The organism is Allobosea sp. RCC_152_1 (assembly GCF_041360765.1).
In the GTDB taxonomy this organism is placed as follows: Bacteria; Pseudomonadota; Alphaproteobacteria; order Rhizobiales; family Beijerinckiaceae; genus Allobosea; species Allobosea spartocytisi.
On the sequence record NZ_JBFUPU010000002.1, the window covers coordinates 245,014 to 260,169 of the forward strand.

Here is a 15,156-nt window from a genome sequence, read left to right on the forward strand (position 1 = left end):
GGCGGCGCGACCGCAGGCCCGGCGCGCTCACCCACCCAAATCACTTGACGGCAGATGGCACCAAACGTCGTTGACGAATCGTGAACCACCCGCCAGCTTGCACGCGCATCGACAATGCGTCCGCCATTCGCTGGGTTGATCAATCTCCGGACATGGCCTCGGTGCCTTCGATCGTATCGAGGCGGGCCTTCACGTCCTTGATCCAGGCAAAATTGGCTTCGGTCGCTTCGTCAGCCAATGCGCGCTCGGCTGCTCTCAACTCGCTATTTAGCGTTCGTGCGCGCTGATGCAAGACGATGGCTTGATGAATCGAGTCGAAAACCGATTCAGGATCAGCGTCTTGCACCAGTTTTCGCCGTTCGGCCGGCCCGGTCACCGCCATGAGCTGGCTGTGAGCCTCCTTGACCCGCGGCTGGGCGAAGCGATTCGCGAGCGTCTCCCGGTCGAGGCTGTCCTCCTGCACCGCATCGAGCAGCGCCTGCCGGAAGCGCTCCGCCGCCGGCCCGTCGAGCGAAAGCTCCGCGATCTCGTCGACACAGCGCAGGATGAGCCCGGGGTGGCTCGCGAGCGCCAGCAGAATGAAGGCCTCGCGCGAATCCTCCCCACGCAGCTTCGTCACGAGCCGCGACTGCGTCAGCGCGCTCGACGCCTTCAGCGGTCCGGCCAGCCAGGGCGGCACCTGCCGAAAACCGCCGCGGCCTGGCCCCGCCCCGCCGCGTCCGCGCTGGAAATGGCCATCGCGTCCGCCGCGCTCCGGTCGCGCCGGTGCCGAACTGGCGAAGAGCTGGGCCAGCCGCTCATCCATCTCGCGGCGATAATGCTTGCGCGTGGTCTCGTCGCGGATCTGCCCGAGCGGCTCCTTCAGCCGGCGCTCGAAGGCGGCGCGGCGCTCTGGGGTATCGAGCGGCCCGGCCTCGACCTCGCGCTGCCAGAGCATGTCGACCAGCGGCCGCGCCGCCGCGACCACCTCGGCGATGGCCTGCCGTCCACCCGAGCGGGCGAGATCGTCCGGGTCCTGCCCGTCCGGCAGCAGCGCGAAGGACAGCGACTTGCCGGGCTCGAGCAGCGGCAGCGCGATATCGATCGCCCGGCTCGCGGCCTTGCGGCCAGCCTTGTCGCCGTCGAGGCAGATCACCGGCTCGTCGGCCATACGCCAGAGCAGGCCGAGCTGGTCCTCGGTCAGCGCCGTGCCGAGCGGCGCCACCGTCTGCGGAAACCCTGAGAGCGACATGGCGATGACGTCGACATAGCCCTCGACCACGATCACCTGCCCGGTGTCATGCGCAGCCTTGCGGGCGTTGTGATGGTTGAACAGCAGCGAGCCCTTGTGGAAGAGCGGCGTCTCCGGCGAGTTCAGGTATTTCGCCGCGACCTCCGCGCTCATCGCCCGCCCGCCGAAGGCGATGACCCGCCCGCGCGAATCGTGGATCGGAAACATCACCCGGTCGCGGAAGCGGTCATAGGGCACGGCGATCTCCTCGCCATGCACCAGCAACCCCGCCTCCATCATCAGTTCGGCCGGGACGCCCTTGCCGGCGAGATGGTCCCGCAGCGCGAAGCGATCGGCCGGACCGTAGCCGAGACGGAAGCGCGTGCGCGCCTCGCCATCGAGCCCGCGCGAGGCGAGATAGCGCCGCGCCGCGCCGCCGCGCTCGCCCATCAATTCGGCCTCGAAGAACTGCGCCGCCAGCTCCACGACCTCGTGCAGCCCCTTGCGCTTCTCCTCCTGGACCTGCGCTTCCGCCGTGATCTTCGGCAGGACGACGCCGGCCTCGGCGGCGAGCTTCTCGACCGCCTCGGGGAAGGAAAGCCCCTCGGTCTCCATCACGAACTTGAAGATGTCGCCATTCTTGCCGGAGGAGAAATCGAAGAAGGAGGCCTTCTGGTCGTTGACGAAGAAGGAGGGCGTCTTCTCCGCGTTGAAGGGCGAGAGCCCCTTCCACTCGCGCCCTGCCTTCTGCAGGCGCACGCGTTTGCCCACGACCGCCGAGACAGGCAGCCGCGCCTTGATCTCCTCAAGGACGGAGGGCGGGAACTTCATGACGTCCTATGTGGCGATGCGGGGAGCCTCTGCCAATCGCTGATCGCACCCCTCCCCTGTTTATTGGCACAATCCACAGCGCATGCTAGCCAGCCATGCGAGCGAAGCCTGGCAGGAGCGCGCCCCGATGATCGAGACGCGGCTGTTGCGCCAGTTCGTCGCCGTCGCCGAAGAGCTGAACTTTCATCGCGCCGCCGAGCGGTTGCATATGGCACAGCCGCCGCTCAGCCAGGCAATCCGCAAGCTCGAAGACACGCTCGGCCTCCGCCTCTTCACGCGGAGCAATCGCAGCGTCGCGCTCACCCCCGCCGGCACAGCTTTTCTTGCCTCCGCCCGCCGCGTCCTGGCCCAGCTCGACGCTGGCATCCGGGAGGCGCAACGCGTCGCCGCCGGCCAGGCCGGCCAACTCTCGGTGACCTTCGTCGGAACGGCCCATGAGTTGCTGCCGCCAACGCTGCGCCGCTTCCGCACCGATTTTCCCGGCGTCGAGCTTGTCCTGCGCGAGGCCACGACAGGCGAGCAGCTTGCGGCCATCACAGCGGGCGAAGCGGATATCGGCTTGATGCGTCGGCCCGGCATCATGGTCGCGCAGATCGCCAGCGAATGCCTGCTGCGCGAGCCAATCCTGGCCGCGTTGCCCGACGATCACCCGCGCGCCAGACTCGGCACCGTCCCCCTCGCCGATCTGGCCGGCGACGGTTTCATCGGCACGCCGCGCCAACTCGGGGTCGGTTTTCACGATCAGATCCTCGGGCTCTGCCGCCTCGCCGGCTTCTCGCCGCGCATCGTCCAGGAAGCTCGCCAGATGCAGACCATCGCCAGCCTGGTCGCGGGCGGGCTCGGCATCGCGTTGATTCCGGCCTCGCTGGCACTCGTGCCGCGCGCCGGCGTCGTCTTCCGGCCGATTGCAGTCGCCGCGCCGCCGGAGATGACGCATATCGAACTGATTGCGGCCTGGGATGCGACACGGACGTCGCTGCCACGCGACAATTTCCTCGTCCTGCTGCGGCAGGCCGTGCGTGATATGCAGAACATATCAAATTAGAACAAACAATATATTTTACCTCATCGGCAGTGGCTGGCAGCCTGTCCTCGACAGCAACAGCGACGGACCTTGCCTATGCGCCCATTGCGACGAAGTGCCCTGATCGTGGCAGCCCTGACCGTGACCGCCGCTTTCGCCGGCTCAACCTCCGCAAGCGAAGGAGCAACAATGATCGAGCAATTGCGCATCTATGAGATTTTCGATGGCAACAAGGCGGCCTTCCACGCCCGCTTCCGCGACCACGCTGCCCGGATCATGAAGAATTACGGCTTCGATATCGCAGCGATGTGGGAGGCCAAGGGCCAGGCCCGCACCGAGTTCGTCTATGTTTTGCGCTGGCCAGACGAGGCGACGATGCGCGAGCGCTGGGCCCGCTTCATGGCGGATGCCGAATGGGCTGGGATCAAGGAGCGCACAGCCGCCGAGCACGGCCGCCTGGTCGGTGCGATCGAGGAGCGGGTGATGCAGCGTACGAGCTATTCGCCGTGACCGCATCGGACTGATTGGAAGGCCGGGCATTGCCCTTGCCATGATGGCCGGTACGAACGGGCGCTCGGGGAGGGGTCATAATGCCCGGCAGGCGACAAAGGCGTTCGGAGCCCTCGCAACAAAATTCATGTGTCCGCAGCCACAAGGAGCCGGAGGCAATCCATCCTCCGGCTCGCAACAGATTCTCAGCCGCCGAGCGCAGCCTTCACCATCGGACTGACCTTGCCGAAATCCATCTGCCCGGCGTAAGTCCCGCGCAGGATGCCGATGACCTTGCCCATGTCCTTGACGGCGGTCGCGCCGCTCTCGGTGATGGCCTTGTCGATCGCGGCCTTCACCTCGTCGTCCGACATCTGCTTGGGCAAATAGGAGGAGATCACCGCGACCTCGACGCGCTCGCCGTCAGCCAGCTCGGGGCGGTTGTTTGCGTCGTAGATCGCGATCGATTCCTGGCGCTGCTTGATCATCTTCTGCAGCACGCCGAGGATCTCGTCGGCGGTGGCCTCGCCCTTGCCGGCGCCGCGCGCCTCGATGTCCTTTTCCTTGAGCGCCGCCTGGATGAGGCGGATCGCGCCGACCTTGCCCTTCTCGCCGGCCTTCATCGCTTCCTTCAGATCGCTGGTGAAGCGCTCGCGGAGGCTCGTCATCGCGTTGTTCCTTTTTCTCTTGTGCGGGCTGCGCCAAGCTTCATTGACGGGCAGCGCCCGGCTCTTTAAGGCTCGCGTTCCAGACCGGCGGAGTGGATTTCTGCAGCCCCGCCCCCGCATTTCTGCCGCTGGCGCGGCCTGGACCGAGACATAGACATGACCGCCACCGAAGGAAACCCCGCCGATAGCGGCTGGACCGAACCGCGCGCGACCGCGCTCCTCGTGCTCGCCGACGGCACGGTGCTGGAAGGCTTCGGCCTCGGCGCCGTGGGCGAGGCGCCGGGCGAAGTCTGCTTCAACACCGCGATGACCGGCTATCAGGAAGTCCTGACCGATCCCTCCTATGCAGGGCAGATCGTCACCTTCACCTTCCCGCATGTCGGCAATGTCGGCGTGAACGAGGAAGACACCGAGACGGTGAACGCCGCCGCCTCCTCCGGCGTGCGCGGCTGCGTGCTCCATGCCGCGATCACCCAGCCCTCGAACTGGCGCGCGAACCGGCATTTCGACGCCTGGCTCAAGGCCCGCAACATCGTCGGCATCTGCGGCGTCGACACCCGCGCGCTCACAGCGCTGATCCGCGACAACGGCATGCCCAACGCCATCCTCGCCCATAGCCCGGACGGCGTCTTCGACATTGAGCGGCTGAAGAAGCAGGCGGCGGAGCTGCCCTCGATGGCAGGCCTCGACCTTGTCCCGCTCGTCACCGCCGCCCAGCGCTATGACTGGGACGAGACGCCCTGGGTCTGGCCCGCCGGCTATGGCAAGCGCGAGACCACGAACTACAAGGTCGTCGCCATCGACTACGGCGTGAAGCGCAACATCCTGCGCCTGCTCGCCAAGGCCGGCTGCGACGTCACGGTCGTGCCCTCGACCGCAAAGGCCGAGGACATCCTCGCCCTGAACCCAGACGGCATCTTCCTCTCCAACGGCCCGGGCGACCCGGCCGCGACGGGCGAATACGCCGTGCCGGTCATCAAGGAACTGCTCGACCGGAAGGTCCCGACCTTCGGCATCTGCCTGGGACACCAGATGATGGCGCTCGCCATCGGCGGCCAGACGATGAAGATGAAGCAGGGCCACCACGGCGCCAACCACCCGGTGCAGGACAAGACCACCGGCAAGGTCGAGATCGTCTCGATGAATCACGGCTTCGCCGTCGATCCGGCGAGCCTGCCGGCCAACGCGGTCGAGACCCATGTTTCGCTCTTCGACGGTTCGAACAGCGGCATCGCGCTCACCGACCGCCCGGCCTTCAGCGTCCAGCACCACCCCGAGGCTTCGCCCGGCCCGCAGGACAGCCACTATCTCTTCAACCGCTTCGTCGAGCTGATGGCGGCGGAGAAGGGCAAGAAGGCGGCCTGAGGGCCGACCAGGACGACCGGAGGCAGGCATGATCCACCAGTTGCGCATCTACGAGATCTTCGAGCGCAACAAGGCGGCCTTCCATGCCCGCTTCCGCGACCACGCCGCCCGCATCATGGCGCGCCACGGCTTCCACATCGTGGCGATGTGGGAGACGGCGAGCGCCGGGCGCACCGAATTCGCCTATATCCTCGCCTGGCCGGATAGCGAGACGAAAACGAACGCCTGGGCGAGCTTCATGGCCGATCCGGAATGGAGCGAGATCAAGCGCGTCACCCGGAACGAGCATGGCGACATGGTCGGCGCGATCGAGGACCGCATGATGAACCCGACCGACTACTCCCCGAAGCTCGGTTGACAGCACCGCACCCGCGCGCTTTAAGCAAAGCATGATCAGCCTGCTTGCCTTCCTTCACGGCTATTACGCCCCGCTCTCATAGAGGCGGTGGCATTCCCATGTTCAACCGCCGCGCTGGCGGTTGAATTCAGGCAGATCACCCGGCATCGCGGCCCACCACCGGACCAGAGCGATGTCTTCCAGAATCAGAACCGTCTCCACCATCGGCATCATGGGCTTCGGCGCCTTCGGCCGCCTGATGGCCCGCCATCTCCAGCCGCATTTCGCCTTGCGCGTCTGCGACCCCACCAGCGCGCCCGCAACCGATACGAGCGGCAAGGGCCTGCAGCCGGCGACCCCTGCCGAAGTCGCATCCTGCGACCTCGTCATCCTCGCCGTGCCCGTTCCGGCGATCCCCGAGGCGATCGCGGCTTTGCGCCCGCATCTCAAGGCCGGCGCCATCGTGCTCGATGTCGGCTCGGTCAAGATCGGCCCCGCCCGGGCGATGGAAGCCGCCCTGCCCGATGATGTCGAGATCATCGGTACGCATCCGCTCTTCGGCCCGCAGAGCGCTCGCGACGGGCTTGCCGGCCTCAAGATCGCGCTCTGCCCGATCCGTGGCCGCAGCACGCCGCGCATCGCCGCCTTCCTGCGCCATGTGCTGAAGCTGAAGGTCATCGTGACGACAGCCGACGCCCATGACCGCGAGGTCGCGATGGTCCAGGGCCTGACCCATCTCATCGCCAAGATCCTGGTCCGGATGGAGCCCCTGCCGCGGACGATGACCACGGCGAGCTTCGACCTCCTGATGCAGGCGACCGAGATGGTCCGCTACGACGCGCCCAACGTCTTCATGGCGATCGAGCGCGCCAACCCGCACGCCAAGGCGGTGCGCGACCGCTTCTTCGCTCTGGCGGAGGAGATGCGGCTGTTCCTGGAGCATGGCCATACCGAAGCGGCGCAAACGGCTCCCGCCCTGCCTCAGAAGGTCGCAGAGGTCGCGCAGGCCTAGCCTTCGCGATCCTCACCGACGAGAATATCGGAAAGGCGAATGCTCCTGCGATGACCGACAATCCCCTGCTCTACCCGGGCGCCGCCCATCCCGATCTGCGCGAGCCGATGATCGCCGACCTCGTCCGCACCTTCTACGAGCGGGCGCGTCTGGACGATGTGATCGGCCCGGTCTTCGCGGCGGCTGTGACGGATTGGGACGACCACATCGCCAAGATCACCGATTTCTGGAGCGGCGTGATGCTGCGCACCGGCCGCTACAATGGCCGCCCGATGCGCCCGCATCTGATCCTGCCGCTCGAGGGCAAGCATTTCGACCGCTGGCTCGACCTGTTCGAGGCGACGGCACGCGAGGTCTGCGCGCCCGGCATCGCAGACGCCTTCATCGTCCGGGCGCGGCGCATCGCCGACAGCTTCGAGATGGCGCGCGCCAGCCAGCGCGGCGAATTCGCGGCACCGCGGCATAGTTTGCGGTGAATGCAGTGCGTCATTCTCGGGCTTGACCCGAGAATCTCAGGCCGAAAGAGGCTCTGGCACTCGCCGGTCATGAGATGCTCGGATCAAGCCCGAGCATGACGCGCAAGGCATCTAGGCCGCGCGTGCCTCCCGGCTCAGGAACGTAGCGATCTCTCCCCGATCAGCTCCCGCCTCCCGCGCGATCCGCTCGGCGAGGACCACCGACGAGGGCCGAAGCGTCCCCAGCGGCCGGTCGAGCCAGTAGGACACCGGATTCAGCGCCTCCCGCGCATCAACCCGTACGATCCGTCCCGCCGCGAGCTGCTCGCGCGCCAAAGGCGGCCGGGCCAGCGCGATGCCAAGCCCATGGGCGGCCGCATCGAGCACGAGATTGTAGTCCTCGAAGCGGCGATCCTGCGGCCGCGGGCGATAATCCAGCCCCTGCGCCGCGAACCAAGCCTTCCAGCCGGCCGCGTCGGAATCATGGATCAGCGGCTGCGCCAACAGGCGTTCCGGCGCGCCCTCCCCGATCGCGGCCGCGAGCCCCGGCGAGGCGATCGGAAAGCACCATTCTTCGAACAGCTTGAGCGAGAGCCGGTCCGGCGCGCCGCCACGCCCGCAACGGATGCCGAGATCGACGCCTTCCTCCTCGAAATCGACCTTGCGATGCTCGACCTGCAGCACGATCCGCAGCGAGGGCGCGCCCGCCTCCAGCACGGCCAAGCGCGGCATCAGCCAGAGCGCGCAGACCGAAGGCGGCGCGCTGACCCGCACCACCGAAGCGCCGCGCGCCTCGCGCCAACGTTCGGAGGTATCGGCGATCAACGCGAAAGCTTCCTGCGTGCGCTGGAGCAGGCGCTGCCCTTCCGGCGTCAGCGAGACACCGCGGGCCTGCCGCAAGAAGACACGCAAGCCGAGCCAGTGCTCCAGCTTGGCGATCTGCCGGCTGATGGCGCCATGCGTCAGGTTCAGCGCCTCGGCGGCCGAGGAGAAGCTGCCGGTGCGCGCGGCCGCCTCGAAAGCGCGCAGGGTGTCGAGCGGCGGCAGGTTCGAGCTGTGATCCATCGTCACAGCTCATGCGCGAATTGTTCGTTTGTCAATCAGCTCGTGCGGGCGCTTATCGGCAGCAGCCTTTCGTCATTGATGGATCGACGCCATGTCCTCCTCGAGCTGCGCCTCCCCTGCGCTCATTGCCCCCGGCGCCAGGCGCCTCGACCCGACGCTGGTCTTCACCGTGACTTTCACGGTCATGGCCTGGGCCTCCTCCTTCCCGGCGATTCGCGCCGGCCTCGCCGGCTTCGGCCCGGCCGAGATGGCCGCGCTGCGCTTCGCCCTTGCCGGCGGCCCGGCCGCACTCTTCCTCATCGCGACGCGGGCGAAGCTGCCCGAGCGCGCCGACATCTGGCGCTTCCTGGTCGGCGGCGTGATCTTCATCGCCGGCTACGCTCTCCTGCTGAATTTCGGCCAGCGCGTCGTGCCGGCGGGTCCGGCCGCCTTCATCATCAACACCAACCCGATCATGACGGCCGTGCTCGCCATGATGATCCTCGGCGAGCGCTTCAGCCTGACCGCCTGGCTCGGCACGGCGCTGTCCTTCGCCGGCATCGGCGTGATCGCGCTCGGCAAGGGGCTCGATGTCGAGATCGGCATGAGCGTGCTGCTGATCCTCGGCGCCGCCTTCTGCAACGCCATCACCACGGTCGTGCAGAAGCCGCTCTTCGCCCGCTACAAGCCCTTGCATGTCGCGGCCTGGAACATGGCGATCGGCGGCTTCGTGCTGCTGCCCTTCCTGCCCTCCGCCATCGCCCAGGCTCAGGTCGCCCCGGCCGTCTCCTTCTGGTCGGTGGTCTATCTGGCGGTCGTGCCGAGCCTGATCGCCTACGGCACCTGGGCGATCACCCTCTCGCGCCTGCCGGCCGCCCGCGCCTCCAATTTCCAGTACGCCGTGCCGCCAGTGGCGATGCTGCTGGGTTTCCTGTGGCTCGGCGAGGTGCCGACGCTGTTTGGCCTGATCGGCGGCGTCATGGCACTGGCCGGGGTCGTGGTGGTCAATCTGAAGCGGTGATCAAAACCCCTTCGCCGCCAGCGCCTTCTCGTCATCCGCGATGTAGTCGCGGATGATCGGGACGGCGCTCTTGTGCGGGCCGAGCAGGAGCTGGAACACCATGTCGCCGCCGATGTCGAAGGAGATCGAGCAGGCGCAGAGATAGAATTCCCACATCCGGGCGAAGCGCTCGCCCATCATGCCGACGACCTCCTGGCGCCTGGCCATGAAGCGCTCTCGCCAGGCTTCGAGCGTCCAGTGGTAGTGGCGCCGCCAGAATTCGCAGTCCGAGGACCAGAGCCCGGTCTGCTCCACCGCCGCGAACACCTCCGACAGCGCCGGCGCATAACCGCCGGGGAAGATGTATTTCTCGAAGAACGGCCCGGTGAAGCCCGGCGGCCCGGCGCGGCCGATGCAGTGGACGAGCGCGATCCCGTCCGGCGTCAGCAAATCGCGGATCTTCTCGAAATATTCGCCGTAATGCGCGACGCCGACATGCTCCATCATGCCGACCGAGACGATGCGGTCGAACGTCCCCGTGAGCTCGCGATAGTCCTTGTTGACGAAGGTCACGGCATCACCCACGCCCGCGGCCTCGGCTCGCTTTTGCGCGGCCGCCATCTGGTCGGGCGAGACGTTGAGGCCGGTGACCTTGGCTCCGCAGGCTTTCGCCAGATAGATCGAGAGTTCGCCCCAGCCCGAGCCGATGTCGAGCACGCGCATGCCGGGCTCGATCTTCAACTTGGCGGCGATGTGCCGGAGCTTCGCTTTCTGTGCTGCCTCCAGCCCGACCTCGGGACTGTGCCAGTAGGCACAGGAATAGGTCATCGTCTCGTCGAGCCAGAGCCGGTAGAAATCGGTCGGGATGTCGTAGTGATGCTTGACCTTCTTGCCGGCGGCACCGAGCGGGTTGTGCATCCGCCAGCGCCGGATGCGGAAGCGAACCTGCCGGATCGCCTTTTGCAGCGGATGCTTGCGCAGTTCCTTCCGTTGCAGCCAGAACAGCGTCAGCAGGTCGTGGATCGTGCCTTCCTCGAAGTCGATCCGCCCGTCCATGTAGCCTTCGGCCAGCGCCAGCTCGGGATTGAGGAAGAGCTCCCGCTCGATCCGGTCGTCATGAAAGCGTACGGTGACGGAGGGTGCGATCTTGCGCACCCCGGCGAACAGCATCTCGGCCGGGCCGGGGCCGAAGACATGCCGCTTGCCATCCGGGGTGACGACAGTCAGGCGCCCCTGGCGGACGAAACCCTTGAGCAGTCGCGGCAGCAGCAGCATCGGCGATCCCCGTTGACCCCGCGAGTCGCGGGCAGCCCGACGAGCTAATCGCAAACGGCGCCGCGCCGGAAGCCCTGTGGTTGCGGAGCGGCCCGGCTTTCGCTTACTCGTCGCAAGGAAGAGGCCGCATCCGGCCCGAGGATCGAGCGAACCCATGTCCTGGCGCGATTTCTGGAACGGCGAGCATGCGATCTACGTCTCGCCACGCCACAAGGCCCTGCATTACCGCGGGATCGCGAGCGACCTGATCGGCCATATCCCCTCGCCCGCAGCGGTCGTGCTCGACCATGGCTGCGGCGAGGCGCTCGATGCCGCCCGCGTCGCGCGGGCCTGCGGCAAGCTCTATCTCTGCGAGGCGGCGCCGAGCGTCCGCGAGAAGCTGCGCGGACAGTTCGGACGGCTGGAGACGGTCGCGGTCGTCTCGCCGGAGGAGGTCGAGGCCCTGCCCGAGGCGACGCTCGATCTCGTCGTCGCCAATTCGCTGATCCAGTACCTCTCCCGCGACGAACTGAAAACCGTGCTCGCGACCTGGCACGGCCGGCTCAAGCCCGGCGGCGCCCTCGTCCTCGCCGACGTCATCCCGCCCGATGTGAGCCCGCTGACGGACGCCGCCCAGCTTCTCGCCTTCGGCTGGCGCGGCGGCTTTTTCCTGACGGCGCTCGCCGGGCTCGTCCGCACGGCCTTCTCGGACTATCGCAAGCTCCGCGCCCAATACGGCCTTTCGACCTATACGCCGGAAGCCATTCAGGACCTGCTGCGCGAGGCCGGCTTCGCCGAGGTCCAGCGGCCCGCGAATTTCGGCCACAACCCGCATCGGATGACCTTCAAGGCGATCAGGCCGGCCTGAAGGCCGGCGCGCGCAGCCTCTTGGAAGGCCTCCTCGTGCAGGGCGAGCGCGGGAGGTACCGGGCATTCCGTAACTGAACCCGACGGAATGACTTGATCCGGACCGGCAAATATGGCTTTGAGCGCGGCTTGTCTCCACGTCACCGCCACTAAGTCACTGCCTCCAAGCCCGGAATGCCCGTGCAGGACCAATTCGCCTGTCCTTATTGCGACGCAATGCTCAACCGGGGCGTGCTGTCCTGCCGCTGCTGCGGGCGCGATCTCACGCCCGTCCTGCCGCTGCTGCGCCGTCTCGATACGCTGGAAGAGCGTCTCGCCGCCTTCGAGAAGAAAGCCGAGGAGGACCGCGCCGCAGTCGCGGCCATGCCGGCACCACCCGCGGCAGAGGTCAAGGCGGCAATCCTGCCCGAGGATATGCCTCCGGGCGATGAGCTGCCGCGCGCCCTGAACGCGGCGCGTCGGCGCTTCTGGGTGCTGCCGCTCGGCTTCCTGCTGCTGCTCGGCGCCTATGGCTCGGTCGTGCTCTGGCTCGACTTGCCCCTCTGGTCGCTGCGCCTTGCCTCGATCGCAATTCCCTTCACCACGGGCCTGATCTATTTCGGCGTCCGGCCACGGCTGATCGCCTTCGATATCGGCATCGCCCTCGCCTTCGCGATTTTTTCCGTCGCAGCAATGAACGCGTGGCTGGGCTGGCACGACAATATACCGCTCCTTCCGCAGGGATCGGCAGCCTGGCGCGAGACGTTCTTCTATGCGCTGAGCATCGGTGCCTCCCTTTTCTCGGGGATGTTGCTGCGCGTGACGCAGGCTGCGCTGACCGCGCGCGGCCTCGTCTCGCTGCCGGAACTGCGTAGGGGGCTGCTGGCTGTTCACGGCAAGATCCCGATGGAAACCTTGAAGACCATCGAGACCACGATCCTGATGGCCACGACCGTCATTTCTGCCATTGCCGGCATCATTGCCGGTATTCTGGGAGTGAAATAAGAAAGATGATCGAGACTGTGCTTGTCCGGCACGTTCTGCCTGCCGTCTTCGCTGCCGCCATCATGCTGTCGAGCGCCCATGCCGCCGACCCGATCCAGCTCATCACGCGCCAGGAGGCCGCGCTGCCGGCCGCCGGCATCGCCGCCACGGGCACGCGCAACCTGACGCGCGGCCCCGGGATCGACACCTTGCCGACGCCCGACAAGGGCGTGGACGGCAAGCCCTTCCGGCTGGCGGTGCGCTTCGTGCCGAGCAACGGCGTGCCGGTCGATCCTTCGACCGTTCGCGTCTTCTATCGCCGCCAGCCCCCGCTCGACATCACCGAGCGCGTCAAAACCTTCATCACGCCGGCCGGCATCGATGCGCCGGCGGTCGTGGTGCCGCCCGGCACGCATGTCATCGAGATCGAGGCGACGGACAAGGAAGGCCGCATCGGCCGCCGGCAGCTCCAGCTGACCGTCGCCCCGTCGCAATAGCTGCGATCAAGCGCACCCGCAGCCTTGCAAGCCCCACCGCCATGACGACCAAAGGCGTAGTCCGCAGACCGGGGAGCACGGTGGACTCGCGTCGAACGCCATGGAACGCTGCGTCACCTGGGGAGAGGCTGACATGCGATACTGGCTTGCCGCGACGGCGTTGTTGTTCACCCTGTTGGGAGCCGCACCGCCTGTTGCGGCGCAGGACGGCCGGATCAGACCGGAATGTCGCCGGACGGGAGATCCACGGGCCTGTACTTGCGCCCTCGACAACGGCGGCATGATGGTGGCCGACCCTCACCGTCCGAACCGGATGCGCTGGCGGTCGCCACGGCTTGGAACGGGAGCCCATATGGCCTTCATGAACTGTTCCAACCGCGCCGGGCGGCGCGGCTAGAGCATCGCTCCGAAAAGCGGAATGCGGCTTTCGGGAAAGCCGACGCAAATGCGCTCCGGCGTCTCTCCGATCGCGAGCCTCCGGCTTCAGGCCGCCCGGTCGGCGAAGCTGAAGAATTTGTGGCCGAGGAACGAGAACACCATCACCACCCCCGTCGTGACGAACTGCATCGGTAGATAGGGCAGTCCGAGCCGGGTCACGAAAAGATGCATCAGCAGGCCGGTGAGCACGAAGCCGCCGGCCGCGATCAGCCCGAAGCGCCAGCCGGCCTGCGCATGGCTGCGCGTCGCATCGAAGGTCATCCAGCGGTTCAGGCCGTAGGAGACCAGTGCACCGACGACGAAGCCGGCGAGCGTCGCCGGCACGGGATCGAGCCTGGCGCCCTCCACCAGCCCGATCAGCACGCCGTAATGGGCCACCGCCGTCAGCCCACCGGCGAAGGCATAGCTGACGAGTTGGCGGAACTGGCGCGGATAGCGACGAAGCGGCATCCGCGCTTCCTAGATCATCGGGCGCGCGGGGCGAATGATTTTTTGCCTCGCGCGGTCCCGTCATCCTGCATCGCGCCTCTCACGCGACAACCTGTCGGCGCGGTTCACGTCCCGCCGAGTCCTGCAGCGTCAGGCCCGGGCCTCAAAGACCATGTTGAACGGCGTCTCCGTCGCACGGCGGAAATGCGAGAAGCCGGCATCGAGCGCAACCTTCCGCAGGCGCATCTCCCCCGCCTGCGCGCCAAGCCCGAGGCCGACCTCCTGCGACAGCGAGGCCGGCGTGCAGATCATCGTCGACGCCCCGTAGTAGATCCGCCCGACCGGGTTGAGGTTGTCCTTGAGATGGTCGTGCGCGAAGGGCTCGACGATCATCCAGCTCCCATCCCTGGCCAGCGACTCGCGCACATGCTTTCCGGCGCCGACCGGATCGCCCATGTCGTGCAGGCAATCGAACATGGTCACGAGGTCGTATTTCCGTTCCGGGAAGTCCTTGGCCGAGGCGCGCTCGAAGGTGATGCGGTCGCCCACGCCGGCCTTCTCCGCCGCCTCGCGCGCCCGCTCGATCGAAGGACCGTGATAGTCGAAACCGTAGAAGCGCGACTGCGGATAGGCCTGCGCCATCAGGATGGTGGAAGAGCCGTGTCCGCAGCCGACATCGGCAACCGTCGCGCCCCGCTGCAGCTTGGCCTCGACATCGCCCAGAGCCGGAATCCACTCCGCCGTCAGATGGGCATTGTAGCCCGGCCGGAAGAAACGCTCGGTCCCGCGGAAGAGGCATCTGCTGTGCTCATGCCAGCCGAGGCCGGCACCGCTCCGGAAGGCCTCCGCGACCTTCGGCTCGTCGATCCACATCGACTGGACGACCTCGAAGGCGCCGGCGAAGAAGGCCGGGCTGTCCTCCTCCGCGAAGGCCATGGCCTGCTCCGGCGAGAGGCTGAAGCTGTCGCTGCCTTCGTCATAGTCGACATAGCCGGCCGAGGCCTGCCCGGCGAGCCATTCGCGCAGATAGCGCTCCTTGAGGCCCGTCTTCTCGGCCAGTTGCCGGGAGGTGACGGGCTCGCCATCGGCCATCGCCTTGTAGAGGCCGAGCTGATCGCCCAGCACGATCAGGGAGCCGGTGACGGACGCTCCGACATCGCCGACAAGACGTCCCACCAGCGCATCGAGTTTCTGAGGGTCGGCTTCACGCATGGCCATGCTCCTCGGGTTAGGGCGTGGCCGGCTTGACGCGATCCGGCTCGACGCCATCGCG

The 15,156-nt window shown here is 67.1% G+C and carries 16 protein-coding genes; 10 read left to right on the plus strand and 6 right to left on the minus strand.

All coding sequences use genetic code 11. From position 1 onward, the window contains the following. Window positions 1–139 precede the first annotated feature (139 nt). Window positions 140–2,041 (minus strand): DNA primase, encoded by a 1,902-nt coding sequence (gene dnaG, locus AB6806_RS07480; RefSeq protein ID WP_142021735.1) that lies wholly within the window; start codon window positions 2,039–2,041, stop codon window positions 140–142. A gap of 82 nt (window positions 2,042–2,123) precedes the next feature. Here dnaG and AB6806_RS07485 point away from each other — a divergent pair, with 82 nt between their 5' ends. Together AB6806_RS07485 and AB6806_RS07490 are read left to right on the plus strand one after the other, a co-directional pair. Then, a complete protein-coding gene (locus tag AB6806_RS07485) occupies window positions 2,124–3,086 on the plus strand; it encodes a LysR substrate-binding domain-containing protein (RefSeq protein WP_210245644.1) in 963 nt (320 codons plus the stop codon). A gap of 168 nt (window positions 3,087–3,254) precedes the next feature. Then, a complete protein-coding gene (locus tag AB6806_RS07490) occupies window positions 3,255–3,575 on the plus strand; it encodes an NIPSNAP family protein (RefSeq protein ID WP_113252548.1) in 321 nt (106 codons plus the stop codon). A gap of 185 nt (window positions 3,576–3,760) precedes the next feature. Here AB6806_RS07490 and AB6806_RS07495 read toward each other — a convergent pair whose 3' ends face one another. After that, a complete protein-coding gene (locus AB6806_RS07495; protein WP_038359043.1) occupies window positions 3,761–4,222 on the minus strand; it encodes a GatB/YqeY domain-containing protein in 462 nt (153 codons plus the stop codon). A gap of 156 nt (window positions 4,223–4,378) precedes the next feature. Between AB6806_RS07495 and carA the strand changes: the two genes are divergently transcribed. The 4 genes from carA to AB6806_RS07515 all read left to right on the plus strand — a co-directional run bounded on the left by carA (window position 4,379) and on the right by AB6806_RS07515 (window position 7,412). Continuing rightward, on the plus strand, window positions 4,379–5,587 hold the full coding sequence (carA, locus tag AB6806_RS07500; protein WP_142021734.1) for a glutamine-hydrolyzing carbamoyl-phosphate synthase small subunit: 1,209 nt from the start codon (window positions 4,379–4,381) through the stop codon (window positions 5,585–5,587). Window positions 5,588–5,615: 28 nt separating this feature from the next. After that, window positions 5,616–5,945, plus strand: coding sequence for an NIPSNAP family protein (locus AB6806_RS07505; protein ID WP_133562962.1), 330 nt, complete (start codon window positions 5,616–5,618; stop codon window positions 5,943–5,945). 172 nt (window positions 5,946–6,117) lie between these two features. After that, window positions 6,118–6,936 carry a prephenate dehydrogenase/arogenate dehydrogenase family protein gene (locus AB6806_RS07510; RefSeq protein WP_142021733.1) on the plus strand — a complete coding sequence of 273 codons (819 nt, stop codon included), beginning with the start codon at window positions 6,118–6,120 and terminating at the stop codon, window positions 6,934–6,936. Window positions 6,937–6,986: 50 nt separating this feature from the next. Beyond that, window positions 6,987–7,412: a group III truncated hemoglobin gene (locus AB6806_RS07515; protein ID WP_142021732.1), complete on the plus strand. Its 426-nt coding sequence runs from the start codon at window positions 6,987–6,989 to the stop codon at window positions 7,410–7,412. 111 nt (window positions 7,413–7,523) lie between these two features. Here the strand turns inward: AB6806_RS07515 and AB6806_RS07520 are convergent, their stop codons facing one another. Continuing rightward, window positions 7,524–8,456: a LysR substrate-binding domain-containing protein gene (locus tag AB6806_RS07520; RefSeq protein WP_038359051.1), complete on the minus strand. Its 933-nt coding sequence runs from the start codon at window positions 8,454–8,456 to the stop codon at window positions 7,524–7,526. 91 nt (window positions 8,457–8,547) lie between these two features. Here AB6806_RS07520 and AB6806_RS07525 point away from each other — a divergent pair, with 91 nt between their 5' ends. Then, window positions 8,548–9,456 (plus strand): DMT family transporter, encoded by a 909-nt coding sequence (locus tag AB6806_RS07525; RefSeq protein WP_051987513.1) that lies wholly within the window; start codon window positions 8,548–8,550, stop codon window positions 9,454–9,456. Here the strand turns inward: AB6806_RS07525 and AB6806_RS07530 are convergent, their stop codons facing one another. Continuing rightward, window positions 9,457–10,710 carry a class I SAM-dependent methyltransferase gene (locus tag AB6806_RS07530; protein ID WP_142021731.1) on the minus strand — a complete coding sequence of 418 codons (1,254 nt, stop codon included), beginning with the start codon at window positions 10,708–10,710 and terminating at the stop codon, window positions 9,457–9,459. 154 nt (window positions 10,711–10,864) lie between these two features. Here AB6806_RS07530 and AB6806_RS07535 point away from each other — a divergent pair, with 154 nt between their 5' ends. The 3 genes from AB6806_RS07535 (at window position 10,865) to AB6806_RS07545 (ending at window position 13,016) form a co-directional block, all read left to right on the plus strand. Further along, window positions 10,865–11,557 (plus strand): class I SAM-dependent methyltransferase, encoded by a 693-nt coding sequence (locus AB6806_RS07535; RefSeq protein WP_142021730.1) that lies wholly within the window; start codon window positions 10,865–10,867, stop codon window positions 11,555–11,557. 179 nt (window positions 11,558–11,736) lie between these two features. Further along, entirely contained in the window at window positions 11,737–12,540 is an 804-nt protein-coding gene (locus AB6806_RS07540; RefSeq protein WP_142021729.1) for a hypothetical protein, read from the plus strand. Between the two features lie 5 nt (window positions 12,541–12,545). Further along, window positions 12,546–13,016, plus strand: a complete 471-nt coding sequence (locus AB6806_RS07545; protein ID WP_142021728.1) for a hypothetical protein — start codon at window positions 12,546–12,548, stop codon at window positions 13,014–13,016. 483 nt (window positions 13,017–13,499) lie between these two features. Here AB6806_RS07545 and AB6806_RS07550 read toward each other — a convergent pair whose 3' ends face one another. Together AB6806_RS07550 and AB6806_RS07555 are read right to left on the minus strand one after the other, a co-directional pair. Then, window positions 13,500–13,904 carry a GtrA family protein gene (locus tag AB6806_RS07550; RefSeq protein WP_113252558.1) on the minus strand — a complete coding sequence of 135 codons (405 nt, stop codon included), beginning with the start codon at window positions 13,902–13,904 and terminating at the stop codon, window positions 13,500–13,502. 129 nt (window positions 13,905–14,033) lie between these two features. Then, on the minus strand, window positions 14,034–15,095 hold the full coding sequence (locus tag AB6806_RS07555) for a class I SAM-dependent methyltransferase (RefSeq protein ID WP_142021727.1): 1,062 nt from the start codon (window positions 15,093–15,095) through the stop codon (window positions 14,034–14,036). Window positions 15,096–15,156 lie beyond the last annotated feature (61 nt).

Bases quoted from the DNA above. Each gene is read 5' to 3' on its own strand.
- AB6806_RS07545 (WP_142021728.1), top strand. From the start codon at position 12,546: ATGATCGAGACTGTGCTTGTCCGGCACGTTCTGCCTGCCGTCTTCGCT.
- carA (WP_142021734.1), top strand. From the start codon at position 4,379: ATGACCGCCACCGAAGGAAACCCCGCCGATAGCGGCTGGACCGAACCG.
- AB6806_RS07505 (WP_133562962.1), top strand. From the start codon at position 5,616: ATGATCCACCAGTTGCGCATCTACGAGATCTTCGAGCGCAACAAGGCG.
- dnaG (WP_142021735.1), bottom strand. From the start codon at position 2,041: ATGAAGTTCCCGCCCTCCGTCCTTGAGGAGATCAAGGCGCGGCTGCCT.
- AB6806_RS07550 (WP_113252558.1), bottom strand. From the start codon at position 13,904: ATGCCGCTTCGTCGCTATCCGCGCCAGTTCCGCCAACTCGTCAGCTAT.
- AB6806_RS07530 (WP_142021731.1), bottom strand. From the start codon at position 10,710: ATGCTGCTGCTGCCGCGACTGCTCAAGGGTTTCGTCCGCCAGGGGCGC.
- AB6806_RS07485 (WP_210245644.1), top strand. From the start codon at position 2,124: ATGCTAGCCAGCCATGCGAGCGAAGCCTGGCAGGAGCGCGCCCCGATG.
- AB6806_RS07510 (WP_142021733.1), top strand. From the start codon at position 6,118: ATGTCTTCCAGAATCAGAACCGTCTCCACCATCGGCATCATGGGCTTC.
- AB6806_RS07535 (WP_142021730.1), top strand. From the start codon at position 10,865: ATGTCCTGGCGCGATTTCTGGAACGGCGAGCATGCGATCTACGTCTCG.
- AB6806_RS07515 (WP_142021732.1), top strand. From the start codon at position 6,987: ATGACCGACAATCCCCTGCTCTACCCGGGCGCCGCCCATCCCGATCTG.
- AB6806_RS07520 (WP_038359051.1), bottom strand. From the start codon at position 8,456: ATGGATCACAGCTCGAACCTGCCGCCGCTCGACACCCTGCGCGCTTTC.
- AB6806_RS07555 (WP_142021727.1), bottom strand. From the start codon at position 15,095: ATGCGTGAAGCCGACCCTCAGAAACTCGATGCGCTGGTGGGACGTCTT.
- AB6806_RS07490 (WP_113252548.1), top strand. From the start codon at position 3,255: ATGATCGAGCAATTGCGCATCTATGAGATTTTCGATGGCAACAAGGCG.
- AB6806_RS07495 (WP_038359043.1), bottom strand. From the start codon at position 4,222: ATGACGAGCCTCCGCGAGCGCTTCACCAGCGATCTGAAGGAAGCGATG.
- AB6806_RS07525 (WP_051987513.1), top strand. From the start codon at position 8,548: ATGTCCTCCTCGAGCTGCGCCTCCCCTGCGCTCATTGCCCCCGGCGCC.